General features: G+C 72.6%; 13 protein-coding genes and 1 pseudogene. 6 read left to right on the top strand and 8 right to left on the bottom strand.

Annotation, left to right across the window (positions count from 1 at the left end; genetic code table 11):
• Complete coding sequence (locus L3078_RS34870; protein WP_239757907.1) at window positions 1-1,644, bottom strand: AMP-binding protein; 1,644 nt, start codon at window positions 1,642-1,644, stop codon at window positions 1-3.
• A 164-nt stretch (window positions 1,645-1,808) separates the two neighbouring features.
• On the opposite strand from L3078_RS34870, the gene L3078_RS34875 reads away from it, so the two are divergent.
• On the top strand, window positions 1,809-2,948 hold the full coding sequence (locus tag L3078_RS34875) for an acyl-CoA dehydrogenase family protein (RefSeq protein ID WP_239757908.1): 1,140 nt from the start codon (window positions 1,809-1,811) through the stop codon (window positions 2,946-2,948).
• Window positions 2,945-3,343, top strand: a complete 399-nt coding sequence (locus tag L3078_RS34880; protein WP_239757909.1) for a RidA family protein — start codon at window positions 2,945-2,947, stop codon at window positions 3,341-3,343. The genes L3078_RS34875 and L3078_RS34880 overlap by 4 nt, the downstream gene beginning before the upstream one ends.
• A gap of 19 nt (window positions 3,344-3,362) precedes the next feature.
• Here the strand turns inward: L3078_RS34880 and L3078_RS34885 are convergent, their stop codons facing one another.
• Window positions 3,363-3,551, bottom strand: coding sequence for a DUF5999 family protein (locus L3078_RS34885; protein WP_239757910.1), 189 nt, complete (start codon window positions 3,549-3,551; stop codon window positions 3,363-3,365).
• A 281-nt stretch (window positions 3,552-3,832) separates the two neighbouring features.
• Between L3078_RS34885 and L3078_RS34890 the strand changes: the two genes are divergently transcribed.
• The gene (locus L3078_RS34890) at window positions 3,833-4,282 is read left to right on the top strand and encodes a DUF6299 family protein (RefSeq protein ID WP_239757911.1); all 450 of its coding nucleotides are present in this window, start codon (window positions 3,833-3,835) and stop codon (window positions 4,280-4,282) included.
• Between the two features lie 114 nt (window positions 4,283-4,396).
• Here the strand turns inward: L3078_RS34890 and L3078_RS34895 are convergent, their stop codons facing one another.
• From L3078_RS34895 to L3078_RS34920, 6 genes are all read right to left on the bottom strand, one after another.
• Complete coding sequence (locus L3078_RS34895; protein ID WP_239757912.1) at window positions 4,397-5,218, bottom strand: carbonic anhydrase; 822 nt, start codon at window positions 5,216-5,218, stop codon at window positions 4,397-4,399.
• A gap of 152 nt (window positions 5,219-5,370) precedes the next feature.
• Window positions 5,371-6,039, bottom strand: coding sequence for a class F sortase (locus L3078_RS34900; RefSeq protein WP_239757913.1), 669 nt, complete (start codon window positions 6,037-6,039; stop codon window positions 5,371-5,373).
• 177 nt (window positions 6,040-6,216) lie between these two features.
• A complete protein-coding gene (locus L3078_RS34905) occupies window positions 6,217-6,765 on the bottom strand; it encodes a hypothetical protein (RefSeq protein ID WP_239757914.1) in 549 nt (182 codons plus the stop codon).
• Window positions 6,766-6,877: 112 nt separating this feature from the next.
• Window positions 6,878-7,873, bottom strand: a complete 996-nt coding sequence (gene meaB / locus L3078_RS34910) for a methylmalonyl Co-A mutase-associated GTPase MeaB (protein WP_239757915.1) — start codon at window positions 7,871-7,873, stop codon at window positions 6,878-6,880.
• Window positions 7,870-10,062 carry a methylmalonyl-CoA mutase gene (gene scpA / locus L3078_RS34915; protein ID WP_239757916.1) on the bottom strand — a complete coding sequence of 731 codons (2,193 nt, stop codon included), beginning with the start codon at window positions 10,060-10,062 and terminating at the stop codon, window positions 7,870-7,872. The genes meaB and scpA overlap by 4 nt, the downstream gene beginning before the upstream one ends.
• Complete coding sequence (locus L3078_RS34920; protein WP_239757917.1) at window positions 10,062-11,870, bottom strand: methylmalonyl-CoA mutase subunit beta; 1,809 nt, start codon at window positions 11,868-11,870, stop codon at window positions 10,062-10,064. Before L3078_RS34920 ends, scpA begins: the two co-directional genes overlap by 1 nt.
• Window positions 11,871-12,082: 212 nt before the next feature.
• On the opposite strand from L3078_RS34920, the gene L3078_RS34925 reads away from it, so the two are divergent.
• The 3 genes and pseudogenes from L3078_RS34925 to L3078_RS34935 form a co-directional block, all read left to right on the top strand.
• Window positions 12,083-12,307: a heavy-metal-associated domain-containing protein gene (locus L3078_RS34925; protein ID WP_239757918.1), complete on the top strand. Its 225-nt coding sequence runs from the start codon at window positions 12,083-12,085 to the stop codon at window positions 12,305-12,307.
• 207 nt (window positions 12,308-12,514) lie between these two features.
• Window positions 12,515-12,805 carry a hypothetical protein gene (locus L3078_RS34930; protein WP_239760768.1) on the top strand — a complete coding sequence of 97 codons (291 nt, stop codon included), beginning with the start codon at window positions 12,515-12,517 and terminating at the stop codon, window positions 12,803-12,805.
• Window positions 12,730-12,952 (top strand): annotated as a pseudogene (locus L3078_RS34935) (flotillin family protein); the annotation flags it as partial. The gene L3078_RS34930 and the pseudogene L3078_RS34935, both read left to right, overlap by 76 nt.
• Window positions 12,953-13,038: the final 86 nt, after the last annotated feature.

A 13,038-nucleotide genomic window follows, 5' to 3' on the forward strand; every position in this document is an offset into this window, starting at 1 on the left:
TCACTGCTGGTCACCTTGGGTGCGCAGCCGGAACCGCTGGAGTTTGCCGGTCGCCGTGCGCGGCAGCGCGTCCAGGAACACGAACTCGCGCGGACATTTGTACGGCGCCAGCCGCGCCTTGAGGAACGCGCGCAGCGCCTCGCCGTCCCGGCGCGCGCCCGCCGCGACCACCACATGGGCGACGACGACCTGGCCGCGCGCCTCGTCCGGCCGCCCCACCACCGCCGTCTCCACCACGTCCGGATGGCGCATCAGCGCCTCCTCGACCTCGGGGCCCGCGATGTTGTACCCGGCCGAGATGATCATGTCGTCGGCGCGCGCCACATAGCGGAAGTAGCCGTCCGGCTCACGGATGTAGGTGTCCCCCGTGATGTTCCAGCCGTCGCGCACGTACTCCCGCTGCCGCTCGTCCGCCAGGTAGCGGCACCCGACCGGGCCGCGGACCGCGAGCAGCCCCCGCTGCCCGTCGGGCACCGGCTTCCCCTCCGCGTCCTGCACCCGCGCCCGCCAACCCGGTACGGGCACACCCGTCGTCCCCGGCCGTACGGCGTCGTCGGCCGCCGAGATGAAGATGTGCAGCAGCTCGGTCGCGCCGATGCCGTTGATGATTCGGAGCCCTGTCCGCTCGTGCCAGGCCCGCCAGGTGGCCTCCGGCAGGTTCTCGCCCGCCGACACGCACCGCCGGAGCGACGAGATGTCGTACGGGTTCGACCCGCCCGCCCCTTCCGCACCGGCCGACCCGTTCAGCTCGCCCAGCATCGCCCGGTAGGCGGTCGGCGCGGTGAACAGCACCGACACCCCGTGTTCGGCGATCGCCGGCAGCAACTGCTTCGGGCCCGCCTGTTCGAGCAGCAAGGCGCTGGCGCCGGCCCGCATCGGGAAGACGACGAGACCGCCGAGGCCGAACGTGAAGCCGAGCGGCGGAGAGCCCGTGAACACGTCGTCCGCCCGGGGCCGCAGCACATGGGCGGAGAAGGTGTCCGCGACCGCCAGCAGATCCCGGTGGAAGTGGACACACCCCTTGGGCCGCCCGGTCGTCCCGGAGGTGAAAGCGATGAGCGCCACGTCGTCGGCCGCCGTGTCCACCGCCGCGTACGGGCCGTGCGCCCCGTCCGCCGACGGCAGCCCGAACAGGTCGTCGGGCCCGTCCCCGCCGAACGTGGTGATCCTCAAGCCCGGGACATCCGCCTTCACGAGGTCGTCGACGTACCGCAGGTCGCACAGCGCGAAGGACACCCGCGCCAGCTCGCAGACGGTCGCCAGCTCCTGGGGCCGCTGCTGCGCCAGGACCGTCACCGCGACCGCCCCCGCCTTGAGCACCGCCAGCCAGCACGCGGCCAGCAGGGGCGTGCTGGGCCCGCGCAGCAGCACCCGGTTGCCGGGCACCACCCCGAGGGACGACGTGAGGGCGTGGGCGATCCGGTCGACACGGGCCCCGAGTTCGCCGTAGGTCCAGGTCTCCCCGGCGGGCGTGCGGAACACCGGCCGCTCGGGCTCGCCCCCGGCGAGCAGCTCGGCGGCGGCGTTCAGCCGGCCCGGATAGCGCAGTTCAGGGAGGTCGAAGGACAGCTCGGGCCACTGGTCCGGCGGCGGGAGACAGTCCCGGGCGAAGGTGTCGAAATGGGCGGTGACCCTGGAATTCATGACGTTCGCCCCCTGCTGTGGTCCCTGCCGAAATGGGCTCGCACGGAGTGCCGGACCGGCCCGGCGTGGGTGGGCTCGCACCAGCGAGCGTATCGCCTTGGTGACGGCAGTCAACAGTTCGCGATAACCTCGGCAGTGGCCCCCTGGGGGAGAAGGGACGGGCAATGACCGCATTCTCGCTCGAACCGGAACGGCTCGCCTGGCGCGCCGAACTGCGCGCCCTGGCCGTCGAACGGCTGCGCCCCCTGGCCGACAAGGGCGAGCCCGGCCACGTCAACCGCCCCCTCGTCGCCGAACTCGGCCGACTCGGGCTGCTCTCCCGGCTGTTCACCTCGGGCGCGCTCGACCTGTGCCTGATGCGCGAGTCCCTGGCGTACGTCTGCACCGAGGCCGAGACGGCGCTGGCCCTCCAGGGGCTGGGCGCCCACCCGGTGCACGCCCACGGCACCGAGGCGCAGCGGGCCCGCTGGCTGCCCCGGGTGAGCGACGGCGACGCGGTCGCGGCCTTCGCGCTCAGCGAGCCGGGCGCCGGTTCGGACGCCGCCGCCCTCTCCCTGCGCGCGGAACCCGACGGCCCCGGCCGCTGGCGGCTCACCGGCGAGAAGTGCTGGATCTCCAACGCCCCCGAGGCCGACCTCTACACCGTCTTCGCCCGCACCACCCCGGACGCCGGCTCCCGCGGGGTGACCGCCTTCCTGCTCCCGGCCGACCGCCCCGGCCTCACCGGCACCCCCCTCGACATGCTCTCGCCGCACCCCATCGGCGCCCTCGCCCTCGACGCCGTCCCCGTCACCGCCGACGACGTCCTCGGCACACCCGACCACGGCTTCCGGGTCGCCATGGCCACCCTCAACCTCTTCCGCCCGAGCGTCGGCGCCTTCGCGGTCGGCATGGCCGAGGCCGCCCTGGACGCCACCCTCGCGCACACCGCCCGCCGGGACGCCTTCGGCGGCAAGCTGCGGGACCTCCAGACCGTCTCCCACCAGGTCGCCGAGATGGCGCTGCGCACGGAGGCGGCCCGCCTCATGGTCTACGCGGCGGCGACGGCGTACGACGCGGGGGACCCGGACGTGCCGCGCCGGGCCGCGATGGCGAAGCTGCTGGCCACGGAGACCGCGCAGTACGTCGTCGACGCGGCCGTCCAGTTGCACGGGGCGCGGGCGCTGCGGCGCGGCCATCTGCTCGAACACCTCTACCGGGAGGTGCGGGCGCCCCGCATCTACGAGGGGGCGAGCGAGGTGCAACGGACGGTCATCGCCAAGGAGTTGTACCGGCGGACGGTGCCGGAGGGGAGGCCGTCATGAGCGTCGAACGGGTGAACCCGGCCGACCTGTCGCCCCCCACCGGGTTCTCCCACGCCGTCGTCGCCACCGGAAGCCGGGTCGTGTTCCTGGCGGGCCAGACCGCGCTCGACGCGGACGGCAAGGTGGTGGGGGAGACGCTGGAGGAGCAGTTCGAACGGGCCCTCGGCAATCTGCTGACCGCGCTGGAGGCCGCCGGCGGCACACCGGCCGACCTCGCCCGGGTCACGGTCTACGCGACGGATGTCGCCGACTACCGGCGCCGGGCTCCCCAACTGGGCGGTATCTGGCGGAGGTTGGCGGGCCGCGACTATCCCGCGATGGCGGTCGTCGGCGTCGTACGGCTCTGGGACGAACGGGCGCTGGTGGAACTGGACGGTTTCGCCGTCCTGCCGTAGTCCCGGCGCGCGGTGGGTGTCAGGCCGCGACCGCGAGGCGGCTCGGCGCGACGATGCTGCCGTCGGGCAGGATCTCCCCGGTGTCGTCGAACACGATCGCCCCGTTGCAGAGCAGGTTCCAGCCCTGCTCGGGGTGGAAGGCGACGACGCGCGCGGCATCGCGGTCGGAGCTGTCGGCCGAGGGGCACAGGGGCTGGTGTGAACACATGGCGCGCCTCCACGTCGTTGTCGAGTACCGGCGGTGCGTCACCGCCTCGCACTAGAGACCATGCCCGCGCCCGGAACTCATCGCCAGAGCCCGGCGGGAGACGTGACAGCACCCGGACGTGCCGTGACAGGACGCGGACATAAGCACGCCCGCACGGCACAAACGCGGTGGTTGGTTCGGCGGAACGGCGCGCCGACCGAAGGGTGATGATCACAAGATCGCACGGGGGCGGCCGGTACCTCTGGAACCTCGCTGGAACCCCGTCCAAGGAGGTACCCCCCATGCCCGTGTCCTCTCTCCTCGCGCGCGTCCCCCGGCTGCTCGGCGCGGCCGGCGGCGCCGCGCTGCTGCTGCTCGCCGCCGCCCCGTCCGCCGGTGCCACGATCGAGCCGTCCGAGACGGTGACCATCGACCCCACCGGGCTCGTCGCCCCGGACGGCACCCTCACCCTGTCCGGCACCTACCGCTGTCTCGGCGGCAACGGTCCCGTCTTCGTCTCGTCCTCGCTCCAGCAGGGCGAGAGCCAGGTCCGCAAGGGCGTCGGCGGCACCTCGGCGGTGTGCGACGGGGCCGACCACGCATGGACCAACAGCGACAAGGCCGACCCGGGCCGCTACCGGCCGGGCCCCGCCCGGGTGGAGGCCACCGTCATGGAACTCTCGGGCAGCGGCCTGCCCCTGCCCAGATTCCACGCCGTCCGGCACCAGGACATCACCCTCGTCGAGGGCTGAGCCGCGGGCCGGCGTGGTCGGCGACGCCACGCGACCGGCGGAGCCACGACGGACGCGAAGGCGGCCCCGGTGGTGGGTGGTGCACCGGAGCCGCCTTCTCCCTGCCAGGGCCCGCTACTTGAGCAGGTGGACCCGCTGGGTCGTCAGGTCGTAGCGGGCGCCGACGACGGCCACCTCGCCCGCCTTCAGCTTCGCGGCGATGTCGGCGTCGGCCGTCAGCTTGGAGCGGACGAGCCGGACGTTCGCGTCGATGGTCGCCGCGACCCGGGCGTCGCCGGTCACGCTGTGGTCGATGGCCGGAGCGATCTCGTCGGCGAGGTACTGGATGCCGCTCGGCAGTTCCTCACCGCTCTCGTCCACCGCGATGGCCGCCTTCACGGCGCCGCAGGACTGGTGACCGAGCACCACGACCAGCGGGATCTTCAGTTCGAGGACGCCGTACTTGACGCTGCCGAGCACGGACTGGTCCAGCACCTCGCCCGCGCTGCGCACGGTCATCAGGTCGCCGAGGCCCTGGTCGAAGACCAGCTCCGGGGGGACCCGGGAGTCGATACAGCCGAGGACGAGCGCGAAGGGCTGCTGACCGGTCGTCAGGGCCTTGCGTACGGCGTAGTCCTCGTCGGGGTGCCGCTCGTGGAAGGTCCGCCAGCGGCGGTTGCCCTTCGACAGCTCCTTCAGCGCCTCGTCCGCCGTCTTCGGCCGCGTACGGGTGGCGGCGGAGGGCGAGGGGGTGGGGCGGGAGGAGCGGGACACGGGCTCGGCGTCGGCGGGGAAGGCACCGACCGCGAGACCGCCGCCGAGTACGGCGGTACCGGCCAGCGCGGCGCGCAGGAGTGAGCGTCGGCCGCGCGGCTTGGCGTGGGTTATCGGGGCGTCCGCGCTGGTGGCGGTCGCCTCGGCGCCGTCGCCTCTGTGGGGTGTTGCGTCAGAGTTCACGGGCAGGAACGTACGTCCGGCCTAAACGCTCAAGTGTTCAAGTTGTCGAATCATGGACGTGCGTTGATCAATCATGGCCGTCCCTTGAATCGCTCTTGGCCACTTCAAGAAGGGTTTTTGGACAGCCCGTCTTCTGGTGTTCGACTACGCCCTCAGGTCCGGTGCGCGAAGACCACCAGGTTCTCCGTGTAGTCCATGACCGTGCGGTCGTAGGCGCCCGCGCAGGTGATCAGCCGGACCTCGGGTCGGTTGGCGTCGGCGTACACCCGCTTGTCGGGGAAGTCGTCCTTCGCGAACGTCTCCAGGGCGTCGACCACGAAGGACACCCTGGTCCGGTCGGAGCGCACGACGTGGAAGACGTCGCCCTTCTCCAGTTCGCTGAGTTCCGCGAAGACCGCCGGTGAGGTCGCCGTGTCGACGTGCCCGGCGATGATCGAGGTGCCCGTCTCCCCGGGGACGGCACCCTCGGCGTGCCAGCCGACGAGGTTCACGTCGTCGGCGGGCGGGGCGTCGAGCTGCCCGGAGCGGCCGACGGCGAGGGGCACGAAGGGGGCGCTCACCCGGATCTCGGGGATGAGCAGCCGGACCGGTCTGACCCGGGGCGACTGCCGGCGCCGGTCCGCCGGGCTTTCGACGGGCGCGGCCTCCTCGTCGGGGGAGGCGGGCGCGGCCTGCGGGGCGTGCCGCGCGTCCGGCGGGCGGGAGATGTCGGACGAGGAGTCCTCGCCGCCGAACAGGCTCACCGCCAGGATCAGCAGGACCACGGCGCTCAGCACGGTCAGATTGACGCGGGTGCCGGGGGGAGAGGGGTGGGCTGCCATGGGGAACCACCTCACAGGTACGGCAGCAGAGCGGAACAGACGGAAGGGCGGCGCGCGGTGACCGCACGCCGGAACGCCGGCCGGGGCGCACGCCGGAACGCCGGCCGGGCCGCCACACGACACACGGTGTGGCGGCCGCGGCTCGCTATCGCGCCAGGTATCGCGCCCGGCATGGGCTCAGGCCACGCTTCCGGCGGTCTTCTTGCGGCGCAGGGCGTACATGCCCGTACCGGCCACCGCGAGGACCGCCATCCCGCCCGCGGTCACCGCCGGCGAGGCGAGCGCGCCGCCACCGGTGTGCATCCCGCCGCGCGGCTTGTCGTGGTCGCCCTTCCAGGCTCCCGCGTCCTCGCCGTCCTTCCAGGAGCCCTTCTCGTGCTCGTCCTTCCAGGACTCCTTGTCGTTCCCGCCCTTCCACGAGTCCTTGGCGTGGTCGCCGTTCCAGGACTCCTTGGTGGACTCCTCCTCCTTGTCGTAGCCCCCGGCGCCGGGCTTGCCGGCCCGCTCGGAGTCCCACTGCCCCGTGTCGCCCGGAGCGGTCAGCGCACCGCCACCCGTGTGAACCCCGCCGCGCGGGCCGTCGTGGCTGCTGTCCTTGCCGTGTTCCTTGCTGTAGCCATTGTCCTTGTGCTCCCACTCGTCACCGTCGGCGTAGGCGCCGGGAGCGGTGACGGCGAGGACGGCGGCCGCCGCCCCGGTGACGAGCAGCATGCGGGCAGAACGCATCTGATGGTCCTTCCGCCGGCAGCCGGGCAGCTGGTGCTTCGTCAGCTGACTTGACCCGACTCCGACGTGATCCACCGTCAGCCGGATCGCACTCCACCACCACTCAGGGCGCTCAGCCGGGTGAACCGGGGGCCGGGTCCCCGAAGGCCTCCAGAATGCGTTCGGCGGCCAGTGTCGCCGTCAACTCGCCGTCCCTGACCCGCTGTTCGAGGCCGGGCGCCAGAGAACGCACGCCGGGGTGGGTGCGCAGCCGGTCGAGGAGTTCGTCGCGGACCATCGACCACGTCCAGTCGATCTGCTGCTCCCGGCGCTTGGCGGTGAGGCGGCCGGTGGAGTCCAGGAGCGTGCGGTGCTGCTCCAGACGCTCCCAGACGGCGTCCAGGCCGGTCGACTCGCGGGCGCTGCAGCTCAGCACCGGCGGCGTCCAGGCCGCGTCCTTGCCGTGCATCAGCCGCAGGGCACCCGCCAGCTCCCGTGCCGCCGTGCGGGCGTCCCGCTCGTGCGGGCCGTCCGCCTTGTTGACGGCGAGCACGTCGGCCAGCTCCAGGACCCCCTTCTTGATGCCCTGGAGCTGGTCGCCGGTGCGGGCGAGAGTGAGGAGCAGGAAGGAGTCGACCATGTTCGCGACGGCCGTCTCGGACTGGCCGACCCCCACCGTCTCCACCAGCACCACGTCGTAGCCGGCCGCCTCCATCACCACGATCGACTCGCGGGTCGCCTTGGCCACGCCGCCGAGCGTGCCGGCCGTGGGGGAGGGCCGGACGAAGGCCGCCGGGTCGACGGCCAGCCGCTCCATCCGGGTCTTGTCACCGAGGATCGAGCCACCCGTACGGCTCGACGACGGGTCCACCGCCAGCACCGCCACCCGGTGCCCCAGCGAGGTCAGCATCGTGCCGAACGCGTCGATGAACGTGGACTTGCCGACGCCCGGCACCCCGCTGACCCCGATCCGCCGGGCCCGGCCGCTGTGCGGCAGCAGTGTCGTCAGCAGCTCCTGGGCCAGGGCCCGGTGCTGCGGCCGGGTGGACTCGACGAGGGTGATCGCACGGGCCACGATCGCCCGCTTCCCGTCGAGCACACCCTTGGCGTAGGTGTCGACATCGATCACAGGTCGAGCCCGAGCTCGTCCGACAGCCCCTTCACCAGGTCGTACGCCGCGTCCGGGATGACCGTGCCGGGCGGGAAGACGGCCGCCGCGCCCATCTCCAGGAGCGTGGGCACGTCCTGGGGCGGGATCACCCCGCCGACCACGATCATGATGTCCTCGCGGCCCTCCTCGGCCAGCTGCTCCTTGAGCGCCGGTACGAGGGTGAGGTGGCCCGCGGCCAGCGACGACACCCCGACGATGTGCACGTCCGCCTCGACGGCCTGACGGGCGACCTCGGCCGGGGTCTGGAACAGCGGGCCGACGTCGACGTCGAAGCCGAGGTCGGCGAAGGCGGTGGCGATGACCTTCTGGCCCCGGTCGTGGCCGTCCTGGCCCATCTTGGCGACCAGGATGCGCGGCCGGCGGCCCTCGGCCTCCGCGAAGGACTCCACCAGGCTCCGGGTGCGCTCCACGTTCGGGGACTCACCTGCTTCGTTGCGGTACACGCCGGAGATCGTACGGATCTGGCTCGCGTGCCGGCCGTAGACCTTCTCCAGGGCGTCGGAGATCTCGCCGACGGTGGCCTTGGCGCGGGCCGCGCGCACCGCCAGCTCCAGCAGGTTGCCCTCGCCGCCGGCCGCCCGGGTGAGGGCGTCGAGGGCGTCCCGACAGGCGGTCTCGTCGCGCTCCGCGCGCAGCCGCCGCAGCTTCTCGATCTGCTGGGTCCGCACGGAGGAGTTGTCAACCTTGAGCACGTCGATCTGCTCGTCGCTGTCGACCCGGTACTTGTTGACGCCGATGACGGGCTGGCGCCCGGAGTCGATGCGGGCCTGGGTGCGGGCCGCCGCCTCCTCGATGCGCAGCTTGGGGATGCCCGCGTCGATGGCCTTCGCCATGCCGCCCGCCTGCTCGACCTCCTGGATGTGCTGCCAGGCCCGGCGGGCGAGGTCGTACGTCAGCTTCTCCACGTAGGCGCTGCCGCCCCACGGGTCGATGACCCGGGTGGTGCCGGACTCCTGCTGGATGAGGAGCTGGGTGTTGCGGGCGATGCGCGCGGAGAAGTCGGTGGGCAGCGCGAGCGCCTCGTCGAGCGCGTTGGTGTGCAGCGACTGGGTGTGGCCCTGGGTGGCCGCCATCGCCTCGACGCACGTACGCGTGACGTTGTTGAAGACGTCCTGCGCGGTCAGCGACCAGCCCGAGGTCTGCGAATGGGTGCGCAGGGACAGCGACTTGGCGTTCTGCGGGTCGAACTGCTTCACCAGCTTCGCCCACAGCAGGCGGGCCGCGCGCAGCTTGGCGACCTCCATGAAGAAGTTCATGCCGATCGCCCAGAAGAACGACAGGCGGGGCGCGAACGCGTCCACGTCCAGGCCGGCCTCCCGGCCCGCACGGATGTACTCCACCCCGTCCGCGAGCGTGTACGCCAGCTCCAGGTCGGCCGTCGCACCCGCCTCCTGGATGTGGTAGCCGGAGATCGAGATGGAGTTGTAGCGCGGCATCCTCTGCGAGGTGAAGGCGAAGATGTCGGAGATGATCCGCATCGACGGCTTCGGCGGGTAGATGTAGGTGTTGCGGACCATGAACTCCTTGAGGATGTCGTTCTGGATGGTCCCGGCCAGCTTCTCGGGCGGCACGCCCTGTTCCTCGGCCGCCACGATGTAGAGCGCGAGCACGGGCAGCACCGCGCCGTTCATCGTCATCGACACGGTCATCCTGTCCAGCGGGATGCCGTCGAAGAGCTGCCGCATGTCGAGGATCGAGTCGATCGCCACGCCCGCCATGCCGACGTCACCGGTCACGCGCGGGTGGTCGCTGTCGTAGCCCCGGTGGGTGGGCAGGTCGAAGGCGACGGACAGGCCCTTCTGCCCGGCCGCCAGGTTGCGGCGGTAGAAGGCGTTGGACTCCTCCGCGGTCGAGAAACCCGCGTACTGGCGGATCGTCCAGGGCTGGTTGACGTACATCGTCGGGTACGGGCCGCGCAGATACGGAGCCATGCCCGGGTAGGTGCCCAGGAAGTCCAGGCCCTCCAGGTCCTGCCCGGTGTAGAGCGGCTTGACCGGGATGCCCTCCGGGGTCTCCCACAGCGGATGGTCACCGCCGGCCGCCTTCTCGACCGCCGTACGCCACTCGTCGGCGCCGCCGTCGACGGACGGGGAGCCCAGCTCGATCCCGGTGAAGTCGGGGACGGAGGGGCCGGAAGGGGCGGTCATCAGGACACTCCCATGCGGTCGAGGGCGGCGGTCAGGACGGCCACGGCGTCGCAGCCCGCGAAGACGTACGCGTCGACGTCGGCGTACTGCCCGGGGCGCCCGGCGAGGAAGACGTGCGAGGCGCCTGCGGCCTTCAGCCCGGCGGCCTCGGTCGCGGCCCGCTCCTCGTACAGGGCGTCGCTGGAGCACAGGCACGCCTCGCCGGCGCCGCTCTCCTCGAACGTGCCCTCGGTGACGGGCTCGATGCCGCCCGCCTGGAAGAGGTTCGCGGCGAAGGTGAGCCGGGCGGTGTGGGCGGCGGCCGGGCCGAGGGCGGCCAGGTAGATCCGGGGGCGGGAGCCCGTCGCGGCGAGGTGGGCGTCCGAGCGGGCCCGCAGCGCCTCGTACGTCTCGTCGCGGGTGACGCGCGGCAGACCGCCGGACGGCGGCTCGGGCGCGGGTCGGCGGACGACCGGCTTCTCCGCCAGGTGCGGGAACTCGCTGACGCCGGTGATGGGTTCGCGGCGCTTGGCGAGCCTGCCGGTCCGGGCCTCCCAGGTGTCGGCGAGGTCGCGGCCGAGGTCCCCCGAGCGCAACGCGGCCGCCTGGCCGCCGAGTCGCTCGATCCGCTGGAAGAACTCCCAGCCCGCGTGGGCGAGTTCGTCGGTGAGGCGCTCCACGTACCAGGAGCCGCCCGCCGGGTCGATCACCCGGGCGAGGTGGGACTCCTCGATGAGGATCGTGGAGGTGTTGCGGGCGATGCGTCGCGCGAACGCGTCCGGCAGGCCCAGCGCGTGGTCGAACGGCAGCACGGTGACGGAGTCGGCGCCGCCCGCGCCTGCGGCCAGCGTGGCGATGGTCGTGCGCAGCATGTTCACCCACGGGTCGCGGCGCGTCATCATCACCGTCGAGGTCACCGCGTGCTGGGTCTGTGCCCCGGCGGCGGGTGCCCCGCACACCTCGGCGACCCGGGCCCAGAGCCGGCGCGCGGCGCGCAGCTTGGCGATCGTCAGGAACTGGTCGGCGGTGGCCGCGTAGCGGAACTCCAGCTGCGCGCAGGCCTGTTCGACGCTCAACCCGGCGCCGGTCAGCTCCCGCAGATACGCGACACCGGTGGCGAGGGAGGCGCCCAGCTCCTGCGCCGCCGAGCCGCCGGCCTCGTGGTACGGCAGGGCGTCCACGGTCAGGGCCCGCAGCCCCGGGTACTCCTCGGCGCACCGCCGCGCGAGGTCGACGACGGGTGCGGTGTCGTAGGTCTGTCCGGTGCGGGCCTCGTGGCCGAGGGGATCCGCGCCCAGGTTGCCGCGCGCTGCCGCCCCGGTGACGCCCCGCTCGGCGTACAGCCGCAGCAACTCCCGTGCGGCGGGCTCCACTTCGGCGCCCGCGTCGAGGACGACGGGGGCGAGGTCGAGGTGGACGCCGTCGAGGATCCGGCCGAGCGACGCCACCGGGGCGCCGCCCTCGCCGAGCACCAGCCACAGGGAGGTGACGCCGTTCTCCAGATCCGCGAGCACCGCGTCGCCGTCCGCCGCCGTGTGGCGCTGGCGTACGTCCCAGCCGGCGGCGGTGTTGCCCGTGGCCCGGCCTCCTCGTACGAAGGGCGCGAAGCCGGGGTGGCCGGAGGGGGGCGCGGTGTCGCGCGCGGTGTAGAGAGGACGGGTGCGCAGCCCGTCCTCCAGCGCGGTGGACAGGGCTTCCTCGGCCTGAGCGCCCTCGACGTCCTTGCCCGACTTGCGCAGCACGCCCGCAACGAGGCGCTGCCACTGCTCGTGGGTTGCGTCAGGGAACTCGGCGGCCAGCTCAAGCCCGTCGTCAGGCAGGACCGTCATGCTCGGATGCTAGGCCAGAGGCGCAAAGGAGCAGGAGGGGGCGCGGCTGTGACCTTGCCCTCTCCGGGACGACCTTGAAATCGGGCGGGTTACCTGCCGGTCACTTGTCGGCCGGCGGTGAACGTCGTGGGGCCGCCCGTCGTACCTCGTGCCACGCGGCCCGTGCGCCCCCGCGGCGCGGTCACCGGGCCGACCGAGGACAGGAGCGACCCATGGCCGAGAAGTACTTCACCGTGTCCGGCATGAGCTGCGGCCACTGTGCCGCGAGCGTGACCGAGGAGGTCGTCGCGGTGCCCGGTGTCGTCGAGGTCGATGTCGACGTACGGGCCGGCCTGGTGACCGTACGCGGGGAGACGGTCGACGACGCGGCGGTGCGCGCGGCGATCGTCGAGGCGGGCTACGAGGTCGCGGAGGTCGTACGGCAGGCCGCCGCCTGAGCCGTCCCGAGCCTGCCCGTGGCGGCAGGGAAAGGCATCGGTTCATTGCCGGAACACGGCAATGAACCGGTCCCCCCGTCCGTGTGAGGATTCCGTCAAGCCGGAGACCGGCGGCGGGACGGGAAGGGGGACGGCGCGTATGGCCTGGTTCTTCGGACCCGGCATCACGGGGGTCGTGCTGCTCGTCCCGTCGCCGGTCTCGACGGGGTGTCGGAGGGCGCGTTCGACGGCGTGCCGGCCGGCGTCCTGGAGGGACGGCTGTCGTTGCCGGTCGTCGCCGGATTCCTGGCGGCGACCGGTTCCGGCGGCGTCCTCGCGACCGAACTGCTCGACGCGGGGCCCGTCGTCGGCGGGTGCGGCGCGGTCCTCGGGGCCGGCACGGCCTGGCTGACGTACGGCTTCGGCCGGGCCCTGACGCGCCGTCAGAGATGCTCGTCGAGGTGCTGCCGCAGGTCGTCGCCATGGCGTCCGAACCGCTCGCGGCGGTGGGCGGGATGACGGTCGTCTCCGCCCACGGCGCCGCCCGTATTTCCGCGCGCGGTCGCCGACAACGTCGCTCACGGGCTCGAACTCCTCGGCTCCACCACGGGAGTCGACCTCGCTGAGCTGCTGAGGGAAATGGGCAGCGCTTTACCGATTGTGTGATTTTACCTTTTCGGATTGCGCTAGACTCCCTTCCCGGGCGTCGATGCTCTGTTGAGCGCTTATTTGCTCATTCGTTCGAGTGGTGG

The organism is Streptomyces deccanensis (assembly GCF_022385335.1).
Classification (GTDB): Bacteria; Actinomycetota; Actinomycetes; order Streptomycetales; family Streptomycetaceae; genus Streptomyces; species Streptomyces deccanensis.

Coding starts and splice junctions, on each gene's coding strand:
- L3078_RS34890 (WP_239757911.1), top strand. CDS start 3,833: ATGCCCGTGTCCTCTCTCCTCGCGCGCGTCCCCCGGCTGCTCGGCGCG.
- L3078_RS34875 (WP_239757908.1), top strand. CDS start 1,809: ATGACCGCATTCTCGCTCGAACCGGAACGGCTCGCCTGGCGCGCCGAA.
- L3078_RS34870 (WP_239757907.1), bottom strand. CDS start 1,644: ATGAATTCCAGGGTCACCGCCCATTTCGACACCTTCGCCCGGGACTGT.
- L3078_RS34880 (WP_239757909.1), top strand. CDS start 2,945: ATGAGCGTCGAACGGGTGAACCCGGCCGACCTGTCGCCCCCCACCGGG.
- L3078_RS34920 (WP_239757917.1), bottom strand. CDS start 11,870: ATGACGGTCCTGCCTGACGACGGGCTTGAGCTGGCCGCCGAGTTCCCT.
- L3078_RS34905 (WP_239757914.1), bottom strand. CDS start 6,765: ATGCGTTCTGCCCGCATGCTGCTCGTCACCGGGGCGGCGGCCGCCGTC.
- L3078_RS34900 (WP_239757913.1), bottom strand. CDS start 6,039: ATGGCAGCCCACCCCTCTCCCCCCGGCACCCGCGTCAATCTGACCGTG.
- L3078_RS34885 (WP_239757910.1), bottom strand. CDS start 3,551: ATGTGTTCACACCAGCCCCTGTGCCCCTCGGCCGACAGCTCCGACCGC.
- L3078_RS34925 (WP_239757918.1), top strand. CDS start 12,083: ATGGCCGAGAAGTACTTCACCGTGTCCGGCATGAGCTGCGGCCACTGT.
- scpA (WP_239757916.1), bottom strand. CDS start 10,062: ATGACCGCCCCTTCCGGCCCCTCCGTCCCCGACTTCACCGGGATCGAG.